The sequence below is a fragment of the Candidatus Paceibacterota bacterium genome (genome assembly GCA_035452965.1).
Classification (GTDB): Bacteria; Verrucomicrobiota; Verrucomicrobiia; order Limisphaerales; family UBA8199; genus UBA8199.
Map to the genome: position 1 here is coordinate 47,012 of DAOTCE010000014.1, position 19,726 is coordinate 66,737.

The 19,726-nt window shown below is 63.9% G+C and carries 14 protein-coding genes; 8 read left to right on the plus strand and 6 right to left on the minus strand.

Annotated elements, in window-relative coordinates; genetic code table 11:
• Window positions 1-2: 2 nt before the first annotated feature.
• The 5 genes from P5205_12400 to P5205_12420 all read right to left on the minus strand — a co-directional run bounded on the left by P5205_12400 (window position 3) and on the right by P5205_12420 (window position 7,053).
• Entirely contained in the window at window positions 3-1,412 is a 1,410-nt protein-coding gene (locus P5205_12400; protein ID HSA11161.1) for a hypothetical protein, read from the minus strand.
• 48 nt (window positions 1,413-1,460) lie between these two features.
• Window positions 1,461-3,083, minus strand: coding sequence for a sodium/solute symporter (locus P5205_12405; GenBank protein ID HSA11162.1), 1,623 nt, complete (start codon window positions 3,081-3,083; stop codon window positions 1,461-1,463).
• Between the two features lie 146 nt (window positions 3,084-3,229).
• On the minus strand, window positions 3,230-5,251 hold the full coding sequence (gene ccsA, locus P5205_12410) for a cytochrome c biogenesis protein CcsA (GenBank protein HSA11163.1): 2,022 nt from the start codon (window positions 5,249-5,251) through the stop codon (window positions 3,230-3,232).
• Window positions 5,248-6,408, minus strand: coding sequence for a cytochrome c biogenesis protein ResB (locus P5205_12415; GenBank protein HSA11164.1), 1,161 nt, complete (start codon window positions 6,406-6,408; stop codon window positions 5,248-5,250). Before P5205_12415 ends, ccsA begins: the two co-directional genes overlap by 4 nt.
• Window positions 6,409-6,423: 15 nt before the next feature.
• Window positions 6,424-7,053, minus strand: coding sequence for a hypothetical protein (locus P5205_12420; protein ID HSA11165.1), 630 nt, complete (start codon window positions 7,051-7,053; stop codon window positions 6,424-6,426).
• Window positions 7,054-7,341: 288 nt separating this feature from the next.
• Between P5205_12420 and P5205_12425 the strand changes: the two genes are divergently transcribed.
• From P5205_12425 to P5205_12460, 8 genes are read left to right on the plus strand one after another with little or no spacing between them, the layout of a single operon-like run.
• Window positions 7,342-8,940, plus strand: a complete 1,599-nt coding sequence (locus P5205_12425; protein HSA11166.1) for a methyl-accepting chemotaxis protein — start codon at window positions 7,342-7,344, stop codon at window positions 8,938-8,940.
• A 2-nt stretch (window positions 8,941-8,942) separates the two neighbouring features.
• A complete protein-coding gene (locus tag P5205_12430) occupies window positions 8,943-9,413 on the plus strand; it encodes a chemotaxis protein CheW (GenBank protein ID HSA11167.1) in 471 nt (156 codons plus the stop codon).
• Window positions 9,400-10,587, plus strand: a complete 1,188-nt coding sequence (locus P5205_12435; GenBank protein ID HSA11168.1) for a CheR family methyltransferase — start codon at window positions 9,400-9,402, stop codon at window positions 10,585-10,587. The genes P5205_12430 and P5205_12435 overlap by 14 nt, the downstream gene beginning before the upstream one ends.
• A gap of 9 nt (window positions 10,588-10,596) precedes the next feature.
• Complete coding sequence (locus tag P5205_12440; protein HSA11169.1) at window positions 10,597-11,289, plus strand: chemotaxis protein CheW; 693 nt, start codon at window positions 10,597-10,599, stop codon at window positions 11,287-11,289.
• Entirely contained in the window at window positions 11,286-13,526 is a 2,241-nt protein-coding gene (locus P5205_12445) for a hybrid sensor histidine kinase/response regulator (GenBank protein ID HSA11170.1), read from the plus strand. The genes P5205_12440 and P5205_12445 overlap by 4 nt, the downstream gene beginning before the upstream one ends.
• Window positions 13,523-14,560, plus strand: coding sequence for a chemotaxis response regulator protein-glutamate methylesterase (locus tag P5205_12450; GenBank protein ID HSA11171.1), 1,038 nt, complete (start codon window positions 13,523-13,525; stop codon window positions 14,558-14,560). The genes P5205_12445 and P5205_12450 overlap by 4 nt, the downstream gene beginning before the upstream one ends.
• Window positions 14,553-17,093, plus strand: a complete 2,541-nt coding sequence (locus P5205_12455) for a response regulator (protein HSA11172.1) — start codon at window positions 14,553-14,555, stop codon at window positions 17,091-17,093. Before P5205_12450 ends, P5205_12455 begins: the two co-directional genes overlap by 8 nt.
• 24 nt (window positions 17,094-17,117) lie before the next feature.
• A complete protein-coding gene (locus P5205_12460; GenBank protein ID HSA11173.1) occupies window positions 17,118-18,071 on the plus strand; it encodes an LD-carboxypeptidase in 954 nt (317 codons plus the stop codon).
• A 59-nt stretch (window positions 18,072-18,130) separates the two neighbouring features.
• Here P5205_12460 and P5205_12465 read toward each other — a convergent pair whose 3' ends face one another.
• A complete protein-coding gene (locus tag P5205_12465; GenBank protein ID HSA11174.1) occupies window positions 18,131-19,606 on the minus strand; it encodes an MFS transporter in 1,476 nt (491 codons plus the stop codon).
• Between the last annotated feature and the right edge of the window lie 120 nt (window positions 19,607-19,726).

Below are 19,726 nucleotides of genomic sequence, written 5' to 3' on the forward strand. Positions count from 1 at the left end.
GCTCAGACCTCGATGTACTCGGCGCCGAGGAGCCCGGCGGCGAACCGCAGCCGCTGCCGCGCGTCGCCGCAAATGACCGCATTATGGTGGGGCCCGCCGGCGGTGGCATAGGCGGTGAGGAATCGGCACACGTCGCCCGCGAGGGGCTTGAGCTTCGAGTGCGGCACAAAAAATCCCGGCAGCGGGCCGAAGTCCTCAATCGCCGCCGCCGCCGCAATCAAGCGCCATTTGCCGCCGGGCCCGGGTGTCAGCGCGACCAGGGTGGCCGGACCTGGGGCGAAACTGGTCACCAGCGCCAGTTGCCTGCCGCGCGTGCGGGTGATGGGCGCGGGTCGGGCCACCAGCGGGATGCGGCGGTCGCGCCGGGCCATCGCTGGGTTGGCCTCACCCATATGACTAAGGAACAGACTCGCATCGGCGAAACCGATCGTAAATATCTCCGTGAAGCTGGCCGGCGGCTGAAGCCAGCTGAAGAAGGCCGTCGCCGCCGCGGCGATGAGGTCCCCTTCCCCGCCGAAGCCGACACCCTCCGCCATCAACCGGCTGGCTGCCACGAACGGTAGGGTCTGCGTGCGCTCATCCTCACCAAAGGCCGTGAATTGGTAGGTCAGCGCCTCCAGCCGATGGTCGGCCACCATGCCCCGCAACGCGAGCTCCGCCCGAGCTGTCAGCGCCAGGTCCTCCTCGGTAAGGTCTGGCGCGACGTCATAGCTGGCCCGGTAATCCGCCACCAGCCGCGCCACCTCAGTGCCGGGGGCCACCGCCGCGCGGTTGATGTAGTCCTCGACAGTCAAATTGGTCCAGGCGCAGCCTAACGTCGCCGCCAGGTGCGTTGTGTCCACAGCAAAATCCCCCATGCCCGGGAACGGGTAACCCAGGCTGCCAATCCTGGCCGTGCCCAAACGCCTGACCGCCCCGGCCGCCGCGAAGAAGTCGCCAAGCTCCCGGAGCCCCGCGGGGTCGTTGTCCGGGCTGGTGACGTAGTGAAAGCGCACGCCAGCGCGAGTCAAGACATTTGCCAGGTCTTGCGTACCGTGGACGCCGTGGTTATCCACCATGTGGGTTAGCGTGAAGGCCTGGTCCACGCCGCGCAGCTCCTGGGTGTTCCAGATAACGATGGGCAGCCGCGCGCGACGCAGTGCAGGCAAAGCCAGTTGGCTGGGCGAGTAGGTCAGCAAAACCACCAGCAGCGCGTCCGCACCTGCCGTTTCCAACTCAGCCACCACTTGCTCAATGTCCTCGCGCCGAAACACGGCCCGGGTGAAAAGGAGGTCGGCCTCACGCTGCAACGCGGGGATTACCGCGCGGCGCAGCCACGCTTCCCTCGCCCCCCGCAGGTCGGGCAGCAGGTTTTCATATAATTCGAGCGTCAGGGCCAGCAGGCCCACCTTTGGTCGCACGTTATGTTTCATAGTTTGGATGGCCGCTCGAACCGGCCACACCGAGCCGGGGCGCGGTGATTACGGCGGAGACGCCGCCCCAGGGCCAGCGTATTGGAACCAAATGACATAGACATACAGGGCCGCCATCATGCCGATGAAAATGGCCCACCACAGGAACAAGTTGCGCACGCCCCGGTTTCGTTCCCGCTCCGATGCGGGCAATTTGGCCACGTTCCATGACCAGATTATACCGCGGATCCGCTCCGCGTTGGGCGGCCGGGTGAGCAGCGAGACCACCACCAATAACGCCATCGAGGTCAGCCACACCACCAACGTACGATTCAGCCAGTTGTCGAATGGTATCAACCATGGAACGTGTTTGAACAGGTAATACTCCACCAGCCCCGTGTAGGGAAAACCGAACAGCAGCACGAACGTCGCAGCCGCCCCGGTGGTGCGCCGCCACAGCACCCCGAGCAGGAACACCGCAGCGATCGGCGCCGCCACCCACGCACCTACGTTCTGGATAAGGAGGAATACCCCGAGTTGCCGCCGGCTGAACCAGATGGCCAGCACCGTCGCCACCGCCAGGATGACAAATGCGCTCAACCGCCCGACCCGCACCAAGTGCGCCTCCGACTGGCCGCCGCCGAAGAATGGCTTGTAAAGGTCCATGGTGAAGACCGTGCTGCTGGAATTGAGCACCGAGCTGATGTGGGACAACATACCGCTGGCCAGCCCCGCCATGACCACACCGCTCAACCCCGCCGGCACGAGCTCCCGCACCAGCGACGGGAACGCCTGGTCGGTGTCCTTGAGACCCGGGAACAGCTTGAAGGCCACGATCCCCGGGATTACCACCAGCAGCGGCAGCAGGATCTTCATGAACCCCGCAAAGACCACGCCCATCCGCGCATCCCATTCGCTGCGTGCGCCCAGGCAGCGCTGCACGATAAACTGGTTGGTGCAGTTGTACCACACACCCACCGACAAGAAAATGGACCAGACGCCCAGCCACGGGTATTCCTTGTCCGTGATTGGGTAGATGATCTTGAACTTCTCCGGCGCTGACAGCATGAGCGCATGCAAGCCGCCCACCTCATGCAGCCCAACCACCGTCACGATCAGCCCCCCGGCCATCATCACCACAAACTGCAAGAAGTCCGTCCACGCCACGGAGATGAGCCCGCCGTAAATGGTGTAGCTGCCCGCCAGGAGCGCCAGGCACACGATCGTCACGGTTTCATCCAGGCCGAACATTCCTTTCATCGCCTTTGCCCCGGCCAGCATGACCACTGCCATTTGGGCCACGATCCAGAGCACCAGCGAGCAGACCGCAAACAGGTAACGGCAGGTCCGGTTGTAGCGCCGCTCCAAGAACTCCGGCATCGTGTAAAGCCCGCCCCGGATGTAGAAAGGTAGGAATACCCAGATCAACGCCGAGAACGTGAACCAGTTGCCCCACTCCCACTGCGCCACGACAAAACCCACCGCGTAGGCCACGCCAATCATCCCGATGAAGTGCTCCGTGCTGATGTTGGCGGCGATGATAGACCCGCCGATCGCATACCACGGCAGACGCTCCCCGGCCAGAAAGTAGCCCCGCGCGTTGGCCGCCTTGCGTCGCGCCACCCAAAGCCCGAGCGCGATGTTCGCTGCCAGGTAGAGGGCGAAGAGGATGAAGTCAATCCCGTGCGTCATTGACCCTCACGCGCGTTCATGGTCCGGATGCGCTCGCATGGGCCCGAGGTTTGCGAGGTTTGCTCCTCTCGTCAACCATTCCTTGACTCGGAATTGGGAAGCGTTTCTCACCAGGGAGCGATGAGCATCGCTCGACTGGGTGAGGTCTATACGGTGGCTGGGTCGGGCTGGGCGGAGGAGGAGAGGCCGGTCCCAGCACGGTAGCTGCGCCACAGCCGGAGCGGCAACAGACCAAGGACAATCACCATTACCTGGCTGGCGAAGAAGAGCATCAGCCACTTGAAGGCGGCATCCATGAACCCGTAGGAGTGGAGGCCGATGCCCAGCATGTTCACGCCGAACCACGAGAAGCTGGTCACCACGTTGCCGAAAACGGCCAGATTCATGATACCGCGGTCGCGCAACAGGTTGCCCCAGCGGGCGTGGAGGATGATCGCATTCCACAACACGATAAGCAGCGCTCCGTTTTCCTTCGGGTCCCAGCCCCAGAACCGGCCCCAGGATTGGTCGGCCCAGATGCCGCCCAGAACGGTGCCTACGAAGCTGAACAGAGTGGTGAAGCAGATGATGCCGTAAACCATTGTGCCAAGCGCCTGGCCCAACGTCACAGGCAGGGCGTCGTGGCAGGGCGCGCCTGCGGACGCAGGCGGCGCGCTCGGCGACCGCGCCCTGCCCACGGGGTGAGAGAGGAGGGGGGTGAACACGCCGAGGAATATGTAGATGATCGCCAGCAACCCGGCAGCGAAGGCGGCGGAATAACCCAGGGTGATGGTAATGACGTGCGTCGCCAGCCAGAAGTTGGTGTCGAGCACCGCGCGCAGCATCTCCATAGTGTCTCCGCCGAGGGCGAGATTGTGAGCGATGGTCAGCGTCACGAAGCCCGCCAGCGAGGCGACCACACTGCCGATGCCCACACGGTAGATACGCTCCAGGACCAGGCCCAGCAGCATGGCGCCCCAGCCGATGAAGATGGCGGACGAGTAGAGGTTGGTGACCGGCGGGCGGCCTTCGAGCGCCATGCGGAACACCAGGCCGAAGGTATGGACCAGCCCGGCGATAAGCACGAGGTAAAAGGCCGAGCGGCGCAGCGCCTCGGACCACCCGGGCGCCAGGCCGAACGTGAGCAGCGCGCCCCAGGCCAGCACGAAGGCACAGAGATAGATGATCATCGCGTGCAGGAACGGCTTGACATTGTTGAAGTAGTACTCGGCGCGGCCCTTGCGCACCTCGCCATCGAATCGCGGGGCCAGCCATTGCCGGTAGGTCTCCACCACACGGTTGAAGCTGGGCGCGTCGTGCCGGCGGTAGGCCGTGGCCAGGGCGGCGAAATTGGTCGCCGCGGGATGCAGAGCGCCACTGTGGGCGCTCTCCAGCAGGCTGGCGCCCAGGGTCTGCCAATCATCGCGGGCCCGAGCGGAATCCAGCGGCGGCACCGTTAGTGCATATCCGTGCCGCGCCATCATGCGAAAGTTCTGCAGAGGCCGAGCGATGCGCTGGAGGGCTTGCCGGTCAAAGTCCTTGTCGCCGGCGTTGGCGTGCGCCGCGGCCAGGGCGGCTCCCAGGTTTTGCTGGAAGACAGCCAGCTCATGGGCGAAGTCGTCCACGCCCTCCGGTTGGAGTGTGAACTTGAGCCGGCGGTAGAGGGAGAGGGCGTTGGCCAGTTTGAGCACCTGCTTTTGGAAGGTGGACTGTTCGCCGGACTTGGCCTCGCCAGCCTTGCGGGCCTGCTGGTCAATCTCCTCCAGCATCGGCTTGAGGTCGTTAAAGGAGTAATAGCGCAGGCCCGATTTCTCAATACCTTTGTCCTGGAGCTTGAGTTCGCCGAGGAGCTCGGCGTGGTGGATGAGAAAGATGGGGCGGGTATCGGCGACTTCGGGCCGGGTCGCGGTTTCGAGCAGCCATTCGGTCGCCCGGAGTTTTTTGGGGTGATACCAGAATTTCCAGAACGGCACTTGTTCGAGTGGCAGGTCACCGGTGCTGCGTATTTGCAGCAGGGAGTTGCGGGCGACCGAGTCAAAGGGCTGGATGCGGCCGTTGAGCAGCACCGGCAGGCGGCCGAAAGCGCGGACGTGGTATTCACCGTCGCGCTTGGGGAGAAAAACGGCCACGATCTCGGCGCCGAACAGGGCGACGAAAAACCAGGGAACGAGCCGGAGGAGGAACTTCATGCGGTCCTCCGTTGGAAGGCGAAGCCGAGGAGGTGGACCGTGAATTGGACGATCAGCCCCAGGCCTACCAGCACGCAGGAGAGGTAGGGCGTCAGCCAGCTTGGGTTGCGGACCACTTGCAGGATGCTGCCGTGATTATCCGGGTCGAAGCCGGATTGGTAGTAGGTTTCGCCCGCATAACGCAGCGGATTGTTCATGTAAATGAGGACCTCGCGCTTCTCGCCGGTGTCCGGACGGTGAAGCAGAACGCGACTGGAGAAGTTCTTCGGGATCTCCGTGCCCGGGTAGACATCGTGGGTGAATTTCAGCAGTTGGATGCTGTAGGGCTTGTAATGCCTGCGGGGCCGCAGGGCGAGTTGGTAGGTTCGGCGATCGTAGGTGAAGCCCTGGGGCTGATCAACATACTCGGACACCAGCCAGGTGCCGAGCGAGCCCTGGTTGGTCTCGATCTCAATCACCGCAGCCGGCACATCACGCCGGTCCATCTCCGTCACCCGAGGAAGCTCGGTGACAATCGCGCGCAAGCCGGCGTCCTTGGTCGCCGCCGGGGACTCGGAGGCGTCGGCCGCTCGCTCGCGTACGTTCGCGTTGGCAAAGTAACGCTTCACCCGCACCGTGAAGGGCAGCCCGACCGGCCGGATGGTCTTCTGCCTAGCCAATGTGTCCTGCGGGATGGCGACGACACGGTCGGCATTCGGATCAGTGGTATCCACCATTGCGAGCTCGGCTTCGCGTTGCGTTTCCGAGTAGTTCTTGGTTTCGCACTCGCGCAGGTGCAGGATGCTCTCGCGCGAAAGCAGGTCTGTCAGAAGCTGGCCGAGCAGCAGCAGGACGAGGCCGCCATGCACCATCCAAAGCCCAATCCGGCTGACCGAGAGTGTGAAACACTTGATCTGCGACGCGATGAGGTTGAGCAAGAGGACGCCGCCGATGAGGTAGCCGCCCGGGAACACGGGCACGCGCCACGCGGCGCCTTTGGGGCTCCAGTAGATAATGAAACTGCGGAAGAACTCGTTCTGTGCCTTGTAAAGACCGAGTTCGACTTGCGCGAGCGTGCCCCAGAACACCAGCACCAGCGCCAGCGCCAAGCAGACCACCGTCAGCCGCATCGAAGTAAAGAAGCGGATGAGCCGGTCGAGCATTGCGTCCAGGGCCATGGGAACGGGCTGGCTCTAGTTGGTGCCCGGCTGCGTGTGGCCGCCGTCAATCGGGGGATGGTCGGGAGGCAATTGCGCCTGGGGGCTGGCGGGTGGGAATCGCACGGACTTGAGAAAACCGATAAACGCGGATTTCTGCTGCGCCACAAGGGCTTCCTCGCCGGTCATCTTGAAGAACCAGGCTACGCCGTCGCGACGAGCGATGGCCGCGAGGATGCAGGTCTTATCGCCCGAGCCGGCGTTGGTCCCGGCTTGCTCGTAGAGTTGGGCGGGCTGGCCGGCGATTTCGACCGGTTGGGCCAGTTTGGCTAGCTCCTCCTCGGATACCCCCGGCAATCCGACCTGGCCGCGCCAGCGGTTGACGTTGGCCAGGTCGCTCCCCGCCAGGCCGGGCAGCGGAACGACGCTCACATCGGCTTGTTCACCGTCCTGGCCGGAAACCTGGAAGGAGGCGACGCGCATCTGGCCTGGAGGCGCCTCCCGCCAATCGGGCGGGCGGGTATATTCGAACATAGGGGCCGCGCCCGAGGTGTCGGGGTGGCCGGGAGGCAGGGCCGGAGAAGGGGCCACCGCAGGTTCCTTGGCCACGCGGTATTCCTGGACCTGGCTGCGGTCGCATCCGGCAAGCACCGCAGTGGTGAACACAAGAACCCATCGCGCGCAGGATGGGAGACATCGCCGACTGGTCAATAACTTCACCTTCTGTATCTACAAGCGTTTCCCCGCCCGCGCAAGCCAGTTGTCCCGCAGCCACGCTGAACCTAATCCCCATCGCGTTGCGGAACCAACTCACCCAGCGGTGAAAGAGGCAGCGGCAGCTATCGTGCCTGCCGCTACTGTCCGGAGTGGCGGCAGTGCCGAGATCTACCCTGTGGCAGGACGGCTAATAATGCTTGTTTTCGCGCCTCGAACGGGTTATGCATCTGGCCTCCTATGCAAGCGACGACCACTTGGCATCGCCTTAACATCGCGTTTTGGATTTTGATCGTGCTATTGCTGGCCGGCGTGGGTTTGGCGCTGTGGGCGGCCAACGCCCGGGCAACCGCCGATACGCGCTCCGAGCAGTTGGCGGCCGCCCGGTCCAGCATCACCTACAAAGGGGTGCTCATCAGTGACACGGTTCGCGGCCTGTTGTTGGATCCAGGCAACCAATTGGAGCTGCAATACAAGCGCGAAGCCGAGGATGCCTTGACCAACCAACTTAACTCCATCCAAGCCACCTTCGCCGAACACCCGGGCCTCGTTCAAGCAGTGAGCAACCTGAACCACTTCTCCTCCCGCACCCTGGCCGACTTTCACCAGCAGGTGCTCGACACTGCCGCCCGGGGTGACAGTGCCGCCGCCACCTTGCTCTACAATAAGGAATACCCGGATATTCGCAATGCGCGCCGGAAGCTCTTTGACGACTTGACGGCTGAGATAGACTCGTTGCGCAGCGCGGAATCGAAGCGCGCCGGGCTGCTCGGGTGGGTAGGCCTGGCGCCCATACTCATTCTGCTCCTAGCCATCCCCATTGTGGGCCGCGTCCATTCTGCCACCGTCACCCGACCGCTCAATCGCCTGGTGGCAGCCCTCGAACGCATGCGCCAAGGTGATTTCACCGAGCGCCTGACGGTCACACGGCAGGATGAGTTTGGCATCCTGAGCGAGAACCTCAACCGCGTGGCGGATAACCTGTCCGACCTCGTGGGCCAGGTGCAGCGCTCGGGCATCCAAGTCAACACCACCGCTACGGAGATCGCCGCAACAGCACGCGAGCAGCAGACCACCGCCCACGAAATCGCCACCACGACCGCTGAGATCGGCGCCACCTCCAAGCAGATTTCCGCCACCTCCAGGGAGTTGGTCAAAACCATAAGCGAGGTCAACGAGGTCTCCGAACAAACGGCCGACCTCGCCGGCAGCGGACACACGGCCATCACGCGCATGGAGACCACCATGCGCCAAATCGTGGAGGCTGCCGCCGCCATCACCGCCAAGCTGTCCGTGCTCAGCGAGAAAACGACCAACGTCAACTCCGTCGTCACCACCATCACCAAGGTGGCCGACCAGACCAACCTGCTGTCGCTCAACGCCGCCATCGAGGCCGAAAAGGCCGGCGAATACGGCTTGGGCTTCGCCGTGGTGGCCATGGAAATCCGCCGCCTGGCGGACCAGACCGCCGTGGCCACCTTCGACATCGAGAAGATGGTAAAGGAGATGCAATCGGCCGTCGCCGCCGGGGTGATGAGTATGGACAAGTTTTCGGAGGAGGCACGCCGCGGGGTGGAGGAAATCCGGCAGGTGAGCACCCATTTGGCGCAGATTCTCCACCAAGTCCAGACGCTCACGCCGCGGTTCCAGACGGTGAACGAAGGCATGAACGCTCAGGCCACCGGAGCCCAGCAGATCAGCGACACGCTGACGCAACTGACCGAAGCCTCGCAGCAAACAGCAGAGTCCCTGCGCCAGTCCAACCTGGCGATCGAGCAATTGAACAGCGCTGCCCGCGGCCTGCAGGTGAGTGTGGCCCGGTTCAAGCTGCCCAGCTAGCCATGCTGTTTCTGCTCTTCCAACTGGACCAGGACCGCTACGCACTGGAGGCCAGCCGCGTGGTCGAGGTCGTCCCGCTGTTGGAGATGAAGCAACTGCCCGAGGCGCCCCGCGGAGTAGTCGGGATCTTCAATTATCGCGGCCGTCCAGTGCCCGCCGTGGACCTGTCGGCGCTGACCCTGGGCCAGCCAGCCCGGGAGCGGTTCAGCACGCGGATCATCATCGTCAATTACCCGGACGGCGGCGGGACCAACCGGCTGCTCGGACTGATTGCCGAGCAGGCCACCGAGACGATGCGCAGAGACGCCAAAGACTTCCTGGACTCGGGCGTCAAACTCGACCACGCACCTTATCTGGGCCCTATCCTCATGGACCAGCAGCGCCCGGTCCAGTGGATCTACGAACAACGCCTGCTCTCGGATTCCGTGCGCAACAGCTTGTTCGCGGAAACCGCCGCACATGAAGCAGATTGAACAATTGCTCCGGCAGACGATGGGCCTGAGTGGCGCCGCCCTGGGCCCCACGGGCATCCAGCGCGCGGTTCGGCACCGGATGCGGAGCCTTGGCCTGAAGCGAGTGGAGGATTACCGACAACTGCTCCCAGCCCCGCGCGGGGAATGGAGCGAGTTGGTGGAGTTAGTGGTGGTCCCCGAATCCTGGTTCTTCCGCGAGTCCGAGGCAATTGCGGCGTTTACGCGCGCGGTGACCGGGGCCTGGCTGCCCGCCCACCCGCATGCTTCGCTACGGGTGCTGAGCCTGCCCTGCGCAGCGGGGGAAGAACCCTATTCGCTGGCGATCGCCCTGCTGGAGGCGGGGGTGCCGCCCAGCCGGTTCCAAATCGAGGCGGGGGACATCAGCACACGCGCGTTGGCTGCGGCCCAGCGGGGCGTTTACCGCGGGAATGCCTTTCGCGGCAAGGACCTCTGGTACCGCGACCGCTATTTTCAGCAGGCCAAAGACGGCTTCGTGCTGGCCCCGGCGGTGCGGCAGTGTGTGCGCTTCTTCCAGGCCAACCTATTGAGCGACACTTTCCTGCCCGGACACGGGGTTTATGACTTCGTTTTCTGCCGCAACCTGCTCATTTACTTCGACGCGCCGACCCAGCGCAATGTGTTGGCCCGACTGGAGCGCTTGCTGGCGCCTGGCGGAATTCTATTTGTCGGGCCGGTTGAACGACCGATGGCTTTGGACTTCGGTTTGGTCAGCGCCAACCTCTGCTCGGCCTTCACCGTCCGCCAACCTGGGCGCGCCCCCCGCCGCCCGAAGCCCCCCCGACCGCTGAACCGTCAAGTTCCCGCACCACAGCTCCCGGGCAACGGCGGACCCAAACCGGGTCCCCTGCCCGGAGCCGACCTGGACGCCGCGCTCCGCCACATCCAAGCCGGGCGCCTAAAGGAGGCCGCTGAAATATGCGAGTCCCGCCTGCTACGGGACCCGGCGTGCGCCCAGGCGTATTATCTGCTCGGGCGGGTGCGTGAGGCCGGCGGCGATCCTCGCGCGTTGGACTGCCTCCGCAAAGCCATTTACCTCGAGCCCAACCATTGTGATAGTTTAGAGTGGATGGCATATTTGCTGGAGCAGAATGGCGATTCCGGACGTGCGCGCGCGTATAAGATCCGCGCCCAGCGAATCAGGCTCAAGACATAGCCCACACTCGTGAGCACCTCCCTGCGGCAACCTGATCCCCCTGCGACGCGCGAGATCGAGGCTTGTTGGAACGAGATCGGCGTGCGTGGCAACGGCAGTTGCCCGAAGCTGGCGGAGGTGGGCCATTGTCATAGCTGTCCGACGTTCTCGGCTGCGGGCGTGCGGCTGCTCGACCGTCCGCTGGCGCCGGAATACCGGCGCGCGTGGACCGAACATTTCGCACAGCAGAAAGTGCCCCCGGCTTCCGCCAGGAAATCGGCACTGATCTTCCGCCTTGGCACGGAGTGGTTTGCGTTGCACGCGCCGGCCATTCAGGAAGTGGCCGAGCACCGGCCGGTGCATTCGCTGCCGCACCGGCGCCAGGGCGTTGTGCTGGGCCTGGCGAACATTCGCGGCGAGCTTGTGCTCTGCGTCTCGCTGGGCCGGCTGCTGGGGTTGGACCCAACACTGCCCCGCGCCAGGCGGCACCGAACCTATGAACGGCTGCTGGTGACCCAACTCGATGGCGATCGCTTCGTCTTCCCTGTCGATGAAGTTCGCGGTATCCACCGGTACCAGCCGGCGGACCTGACCGAGCCACCCGCCACCCTGGCCCGGTCTGGGCTCAGCTACACGCGAGGCATCGTGCAATGTGAGGGCCACGCCGTCGGCCTGCTCGATCCCGGGTTGCTCTTCGCCGCCCTGAACCGGAGCCTGACATGAGCAAACCCGACAGCAACGACCCAACCCAACGCTCAATGCTGGAGCTTTTCCGCGGCGAAGTCGAAAACCAGGCTAACAGCCTCAGCGACGGTTTGCTCTCGTTGGAACGCGGTTCCCGCGGCCCGGAGCAGTTGGAGATGCTCATGCGCGCCGCTCACTCGATCAAAGGCGCCGCCCGGATAGTGAATGTGAGGGCGGTGGAACGCCTCGCCCACGTCATGGAGGATTGCTTCACGCAGGCCCAAGACAGGAAGCTGACTCTGGGCCAGCCGGAAATTGACCTGCTTTTCCGTGCCGTTGATTTGCTGCAGCAGATCGCCAGGCAAGGGGAAGCGGACATCGCCCCCTGGGAGGTCGAACATGCCGCTGATATGGACGACGCGCTCAGCTCGCTGGCGCACCTGGCGCAGACCGGCAGCCTGGCCCGGCGCCCGCCGCCGGAGGAACAAGCCCTGCCGGTGCCGGTCGAAGCCCGCGGCAAGCGTGTGCCCGAGCGCGTGGTCCGGCTCGCGACCGCAAACCTGAACCGGTTGCTCGGTTTGGCGGGCGAGTCGCTGGTGGAATCGCGGTGGCTGCGCCCCTTTGCCGACTCGCTCCAGCGGCTAAGACGCCAGCAGACGGAGCTGGGTCGGACGCTGGATGACCTGCGCCAGGTCCTCCGGGAAGAGCCCGGGACCGCCCGCGGGGAGCACCAACTCGAGGAATTGGCGCGCAGTGTGGCCAGTTGTCAGCAGCTGCTGGCGGAACGCATGCAGGAGCTCGACTTGTTCGAGCGACGTTCCGCATTGCTCTCCCAGCGAATGTACCTCGAGGTGCTGCGCGCCCGCATGCGACCCTTCAGCGATTGCGCCTCCCGGTTTCCCCGCATGGTGCGGGACCTGGCCCGCGCCTTAGGCAAAAAGGTACGGCTCGAGGTCACCGGCGAAGACACCCAGGTGGATCGCGACGTCATGGAGCGATTGGAGGCCCCGCTGGCACATCTGCTGCGCAACGCGGTAGATCATGGTTGCGAACCGCCCGAGCAACGCCGGCTCGCCGGCAAGCCCCCCGAAGGCATCATTCGCCTGGAGGCGCGCCACAGCGCTGGCATGCTGCTGGTGACCGTGGCCGACGACGGCCCCGGCGTCCCATTGGAGCGCGTCCGCCAGATCGTCTTGCAACGCAAGCTGGCGCCCACTGAGGTCGTCGAGAAGCTGGCGGAGTCCGAGCTCCTGGATTACCTTTTCCGGCCGGGCTTCACTCTCAAGGAATCCGTGACCGAGATCTCCGGCCGCGGCGTTGGTTTGGACGTCGTGCAAAACATGGTTCGGAATGTGCGCGGCAACCTGCGCGTCATCACCCAGCCCGGCCGCGGCCTGCGCGTGCAACTCCAAATGCCCATCACGCTCTCCGTGGTCCGCGCCCTGCTGGTCGAGGTGGACGGCGAACCCTACGCCTTCCCGCTCAATCACATCAGCCGCGCCTTGAGACTCAGTCGCGAGCGCGTCGAGAAGCTGGAAAACCGCTACCACTTCCCCCTCGCTGGCCACCAAGTTGGCCTGGTGGCTGCTCAGCAGGTCTTTGACACGGGTGCCGCGCGGCCGTTCGGCAGCGACTTGCCCGTAGTGGTACTCGGGGAACGGAACGTCCGCTACGGCGTGGTCGTGGACCGCTTCCTGGGGGAACGCGAACTCGTCGTTCAACCACTGGACTCCCGGCTCGGCAAGATCAAGGACATCAGCGCGGCGGCAATGATGGAAGACGGCTCCCCGGTCCTCATCGTGGACGTGGACGACATGCTTCAGTCCATCGAGAAGTTGGTCGCAGAACGCCCGCTGGTCGAGCTTCCGCGCCCGGGACTCGAACTGCCCGAGCAGAAAGCCAAACGTGTCCTGGTCGTGGACGACTCGCTCACGGTCCGCGAGCTCGTCCGCAAAATCCTCACCACCCATGGCTACCTGATCGACACGGCCGTGGACGGCACGGACGGATGGAACGCCGTGCGCTCCGGTGATTATGACCTGATAATTACCGATGTGGACATGCCGCACCTGGACGGCATCGGGCTCATCGCGCTGATCAAGCGGGACCCGCGCTTGAAATCCTTGCCGATCATGGTCGTTTCCTACAAGGAGAGCGAGGAAGACCGGCTGCGTGGCATGGACGCCGGCGCCGACTACTACTTTCCCAAGGGCGACTTCAACGATGCGCTCCTCCTGCAAGCCGTCGTGGATCTCGTCGGCGAACCCGGCACATGAGAATCGCGCTGGTCAACGACGTTATGGCCGCGGTCGAAGCGATGCGCCGCGTGGTCCTGCACACGCGTGAACATCAGATCGCCTGGATTGCGCGCGACGGCGCCGCCGCGGTCGAGCTCAACGCCCGTGACACACCGGACCTCATCCTGATGGACTTGATCATGCCGGGCATGGATGGAGTGGAAGCCACGCGCCGCATCATGGCGCGCAATCCATGCGCCATTGTAGTGGTCACTGCCAGCGTCACCAGCAACTCATCGAAGGTGTTCGAAGCGATGGGCGCTGGCGCCCTGGATGCGGTCAATACGCCAGTCTTCGATTCTCCGGAAGCCAGTGCTGGCGCGACAGCTTTGCTGAGCAAGATTGAGACTATCGGCAGGCTACTGGGCGCCAATCAGAGAAAGCCCCGCCCGATACCCACCCAGCGCGCCGCCTGTTCCCTGGCCCCCGGTCAGCCGCGCCTGGTAGGCATCGGCGCCTCCGCCGGCGGCCCCACGGCGCTGGCTCGAGTCCTGGCACATTTGCCAGCTGACTTCCCCGCACCGATCATCATCATTCAGCACGTGGACATGCAATTCGCCAAGGGCCTCGCGGCTTGGCTGGACGGCCAGTCCCGCCTCCACGTGCGTGTGGCCCGCGAGGGCGATCGCCCGCAAGCCGGCACCGCCCTGCTGGCCGGGCAGGACAATCATCTCGTTTTCGCCAGTCCGTCCCGCTTGGTTTACACCAGCCAGCCGGCCGACTGCGCCTGGCATCCCTCTGTTGACCAGTTCTTCAAGAGCGCGGCGCAATTCTGGCCTGGGGACGTCATCGGCGTCGTGCTGACCGGCATGGGCGCTGACGGCGCGGAAGGGCTGCGCGCCCTGCGCGCCAAAAATCATCACACGATTGCTCAAGACCAGTCCAGCAGCGCCGTTTATGGCATGCCCGCCGCCGCTGCCAGGCTGGGCGCCGCGAGTGAAATTTTAGCGCTCGACAAAATCGCCGCCAGGCTCACGAATATAGTCACAGACAAGATTTCATCGCATGGCTGACGAAGGCACCAGCTTCACCATAAAGCCGGCCCAGGAACACCCGGCGTTCCCGGGCGAGCACCACGTGATGGTGCTGCTCGTGGATGACCAGGCCCTGGTTTGCGAAGCCGTTCGCCGCGCCCTGGCGAACGAGTTCGATATTGATTTCCATTACTGCGCAGATCCTCGCGAAGCAATTGCGGTCGCTAACCAGATCAAGCCCAGCGTTATTCTTCAGGACCTTGTGATGCCCGGCGTGGATGGCCTCACCCTGGTCAAGCAATTCCGCGCCAACCCGGCCACACAGAATACCCCAATCATTGTTCTCTCGACGAATGAGAACCCGCACGTCAAAGGCAACGCCTTTGCCCTCGGCGCCAACGATTACCTGGTCAAGCTCCCGGACAAGCTTGAATTGGCCGCCCGCATCCGCCATCACGCCAAGGCCCACCTCAACCTGGTCCAGCGCGACGCCGCCTATCGCGCGCTTCGTGAAAGCCAGCAGCAGCTCATCGAAAGCAACGCCGCGCTCATCTCCCTCAACCAGAAACTCGAGGAAGCCACCATGGCCAAGTCCCAGTTCCTGGCCAACATGAGCCATGAAATCCGCACCCCAATGAACGGCGTGATCGGCATGACCGGCCTGCTCCTGGACACCGAGCTGACCGACGAACAACGCGACTATGTCGAGGCCACCCGCAGCAGCGCCGAGGCTCTGCTGACTATCATCAACGACATTCTCGACTTCTCCAAGATCGAGTCCGGCAAGCTCGAGTTGGAGCATCATCCCTTCGACCTTTATACCTGCCTCGAGGAGGCACTGGATTTGCTCGCGCCCAAAGCGGCTGAGAAGAACCTTGATCTGGCCTACCTGGTGGATGACGCCATTCCCAAGATCCTGGTCAGCGACGTCACCCGGCTGCGGCAGATCCTCGTCAATCTCATCGGCAACGCCGTCAAGTTCACTCCCCAGGGAGAAGTCGTCATTGAAGTCACCCCTGCCGACCACACCGTGCGAACCATCCCCGCGGGCCAGGAGCATGACACGGAGTTTCTCCGGCACCCGGAGCAGTGGCTGCTCCACTTCACCGTACGCGACACTGGCATCGGCATTGCACTGGACAAACAGGGTCGTCTTTTCAAGTCCTTCCAGCAGGTGGATGCCTCCACCACGCGCCATTACGGCGGCACCGGCCTGGGGCTGGCCATTTGCAAACGCCTGTCGGAGCTCATGGGAGGGAGGATCTGGGTCGAGAGCGAGGCCGGCAAAGGCGCCGGCTTCCACTTCACGATCTCGGCCAGGGCAGCCGCCGCTACTGCTCCGCCTGCCTGGCGAAACCCGCAGCCCCAACTCATCGGGAAGCGCCTGCTGGTTATCGAAGACAATCCCACCAACCGGCGCATCATCGTGGAACGCGGCCAGCAATGGGGCATGACGGTGGAAACTGCCGCCAATCGCCGCGACGCCTTGTCACTGCTCGGCAAAGGGGACCTGTTTGACGCGGTCATCCTCGACCTGGAACTGCCAGAGAATAGCGGATTGTCTCTGGCCGAGCAAATCCGGAAGCAACCCGCCGGGCGCTACGTGCCCCTGCTTATGCTTTCCTCAATGCGCTCAGGCGGCGAAGAGGCGCGCCCGCTGCCGGGTGGGATTGCGGTCGCCATCCACAAGCCCATCCGCCCGGGCCAGTTGCTCGACGCGCTCTGCCGCGCCTTGAGCGTTCAAGTCCAGCGCGAGAAGAAGCTGCCGGCCAAACCCGCGCTCGATCACGACCTTGCTCAACGCATGCCCCTGCGGGTGCTCCTGGCCGACGACAATCCCATCAATCTGAAAGTTGGCATCAGCGTCCTGAGTAAGCTGGGATACCACGCCGACACTGCCAGTAACGGCCTCGAAGTCCTCAGATCTCTCGAACAGAATGCTTACGACCTGCTCTTCCTGGACGTGCAGATGCCGGAGATGGACGGCCTGGAAACCGCCCGCCAGATTTGCCGGCGCTGGCCGGCCGATAAACGCCCCCGCATCATTGCCATGACCGGCAACGCGCTGGTTGGGGACCGCGAACGATGTCTGCAGGCGGGCATGGATGATTACATTACCAAGCCCGTGCGGGTCAATGAACTGCAGGCGGCGCTGGAACGCTGGGGTCCCACCAAAGCCAGAAAGTCCGAGACGGCATTCCTGTCCCGCATCAAATCCATCCCGGCGGATGCCCTGCTCGACCAGGCCATAGTTGCCGATTTGCGCAACGTGCCTGCCTCCAACGGCATGAGTATGCTCCAGGAACTCATTGACGTTTTCCTTGAGACGGCCCCCCCGCGCATTGCCCAAATTGGCCAGTCCATTAACGATGGACCAATGCTCGCCTTCCATGCGCACGCGCTGAAGGGCATGAGCCTCGAGCTGGGCACCAAACGCATCATTGAGCTATCCCAGAAGCTCGAGGACTGTGGCCGCGGCAGGAATGTCCTCGGCGCCCCCGCCTTGTTCCAGCAACTCCAGGAGGCCTTCACCCAGACCAAAGCCCAGCTTCTCACGCTTCGCTGCCAATAAACCTCCCGCCCGTCGCCCGCCCCTATGCCTGCCATCCCCGACCGTCTGCACCCCGGTGACACCATTGGCATCGTCGCCCCGGCCAGCGCGCCGCCGGACCCAAAGAACGTTGACCGCTCCGTCGCCGCGCTGGAGCGCCTCGGTTTCAAGCCCAAGCTCGCGCCCAACGTCCGTCGCCGGTGGGGCTTCCTCGCCGGCAGCGACCGTGACCGCGCGGGCGACCTGATGAGGATGTTCGCCGACCGCAAGGTCAAAGCCATCATCTGCGTCCGCGGGGGCTACGGCAGCTCGCGCCTCCTCCCGTTGCTCGATTACCGGGTCATCCGCGCCAACCCGAAGATCTTCGTCGGCTACAGCGACATCACCTCGCTTCACTGCGCCTTCCTGCTCAAAGCCGGACTCGTCTCCTTCCACGGCCCGATGCTCAACTCGGACATCATCAAGCAGGACATGCCCGGCTTCACACTGCGAAGCTTCCTCAAGACCCTCATGCAGCCGACCGCGCCAGGCAGCATCTGCGACGGCTACAGGAGGAAGACCGTCACCGTGTTGCGCCCCGGCGTTGCCTCCGGCCCGCTGGTGGGCGGCAACATCACCCTGCTCTGCGCTGCCCTGGGCACTCCCTACCTGCCCGACTTCAAGAAGCGCATCCTCTTCTTCGAGGACCTCGACGAAGTCCCTTACCGCTTCGATCGAATGCTGACCCAGCTTCTCAATGCCGGACTCCTCCAGCAAGTCGCCGGCATCGCCATTGGCATCAACGCCGGCTGCAAAGACCCCAAAGCCCGGTACGCAAGGGAATACCGCCAGACGCTGGAAGACGTCTTCCGGGAAAGGCTGCTCCCACTCAAAGTGCCCCTCGTCACGGGCTTGCCGTTTGGCCACATCCCCCTCAACGCCACACTGCCGATCGGCGTGCGCGTCACTCTCGACGCAGTCAAAGGCGACCTGCGCATCACCCAGCCCGCCGTAAAGTAGCCCCGCCACTCCCTCGGGCTGACACGCCCGCCCGAGCAGGACCTTTCGGCCCTTTGGCTTCAATCTTCCCTGCCTGCCTCCTGCACGCGGATCAGGCGCCGCAACAGGATCAGGCCCACCGGAGCGATGGTGGCGGTCAACGCCACATACAGCCACATCGTCTCCGAGTGCCGCTCGCCATGTTCCGGGCAATACCGCGCCAGCAGCATCCCCGAGAACGTCCCGATGAGCAGCTTCGCCAGCAGAAACGGCACGTAGGAAAGTGACGCGTAGGACGCCTCCTGCCCCTTGGGCGCAATCGCAGCCGCATACTCATAGACCCGCGGCGAGTAGAAGGCCTCGCCCACTGAGAGCAGAATGACAAACAATGCGATCATCGGGTAATAGGGATGCACACTGCCTTTCAGCCCAAGATACCCGTGGCCGAGCCAGTGACCGGGCAGGCCGTTCGCCAACGGCTCAAACCACGCCGTGGGCAATGCCATGATGAACACCGACGCGGCGGAGATAATCCCACCCAGCGTCACCATCTTATACGCCGAGATCTTCTGCGTCAGGGCGCCCACCAGCGGCACCAGGAATATGATCAGGATGCTGTTGATCGCCCAGAGCCGCCCCACCGGCGCGCCGTTACCCAGCTCGCGGATGCCGAACTTCGGATAGACGTAATACATCTGCATGAAGATCAGCTTCAGAAACGCGATCAGAATCAGGAACGCCAACAGCCGGTAAACGCCGGCTTGCTGGAACAGCTTTCGGAAAAGCCGCACTGACTCCAGCGCGGTGTCCCGCACCACCTCCAACATCGCCTGCACCATGTTGCCCCGCCGCTCCTTCACTTGCACCGGAACAACCCGCAACCCCTCGTCGGTCACCTCCACACCCACGCGCAACAGGTAAAGCAACGGCAACACGGAAATCTCCACCCCCAGGCTCGCCAGGAACAGCGCCCGGTAGGTGCTGATCTTCATGCCCACCAGCGGCAGCGTCAGCTGCCCATGCTCCCCCAGCCCCTGCCGCACAAAGTCGAACACGAAGGATGCGATCAGGAAGCCCACGTTCATCATCATGTAGAAGATGGAGAACGATATGGACCGCTGCTGCGTCGTCGTGTAGCGGCGGACAGCCGCGATCAACACCGGCGTGCTCAGCGCCTCCCCCACCGCCAGCGGGAATAAACCGCCCGCCAGCGCCAGCCACTCCACATCCACGAACACCATCACCGCGCGCGCGACAATGCAAATCCAGACCCCCAGGAAAAACGTCCGGCGCAGCCCAATCGCATCCGTCAGCGACCCCACCAGCACCGTGCACACCGTCATCAGCACCGACCACAGCGCCACCATCCCGAGCGCGTCCTGGTCGCTGTAACCAAAATCCGACGACAGCCACAGCACGATCGTCGAGTTCGCCAGCGCGTAGGCCGCCACCATCAACAGCTTGACCGCAAACGTGACCCACAATTCCCGCGCCGCACCGCCCAGCACGGTGAACTTGCCCAGGAAACCCGCGCTCGCCTGCGGAGTATTACCCATGCCGAGGTCTGGTAAGCCGCTTCAGTGTCATTGTGCGCTCGCATAAGAAACCAACCTCGGCACGGAGTAAAGCCCTAACATGCCGCGCGCCCATCACAGCGCCTCTCAGCAGGGAGTCTC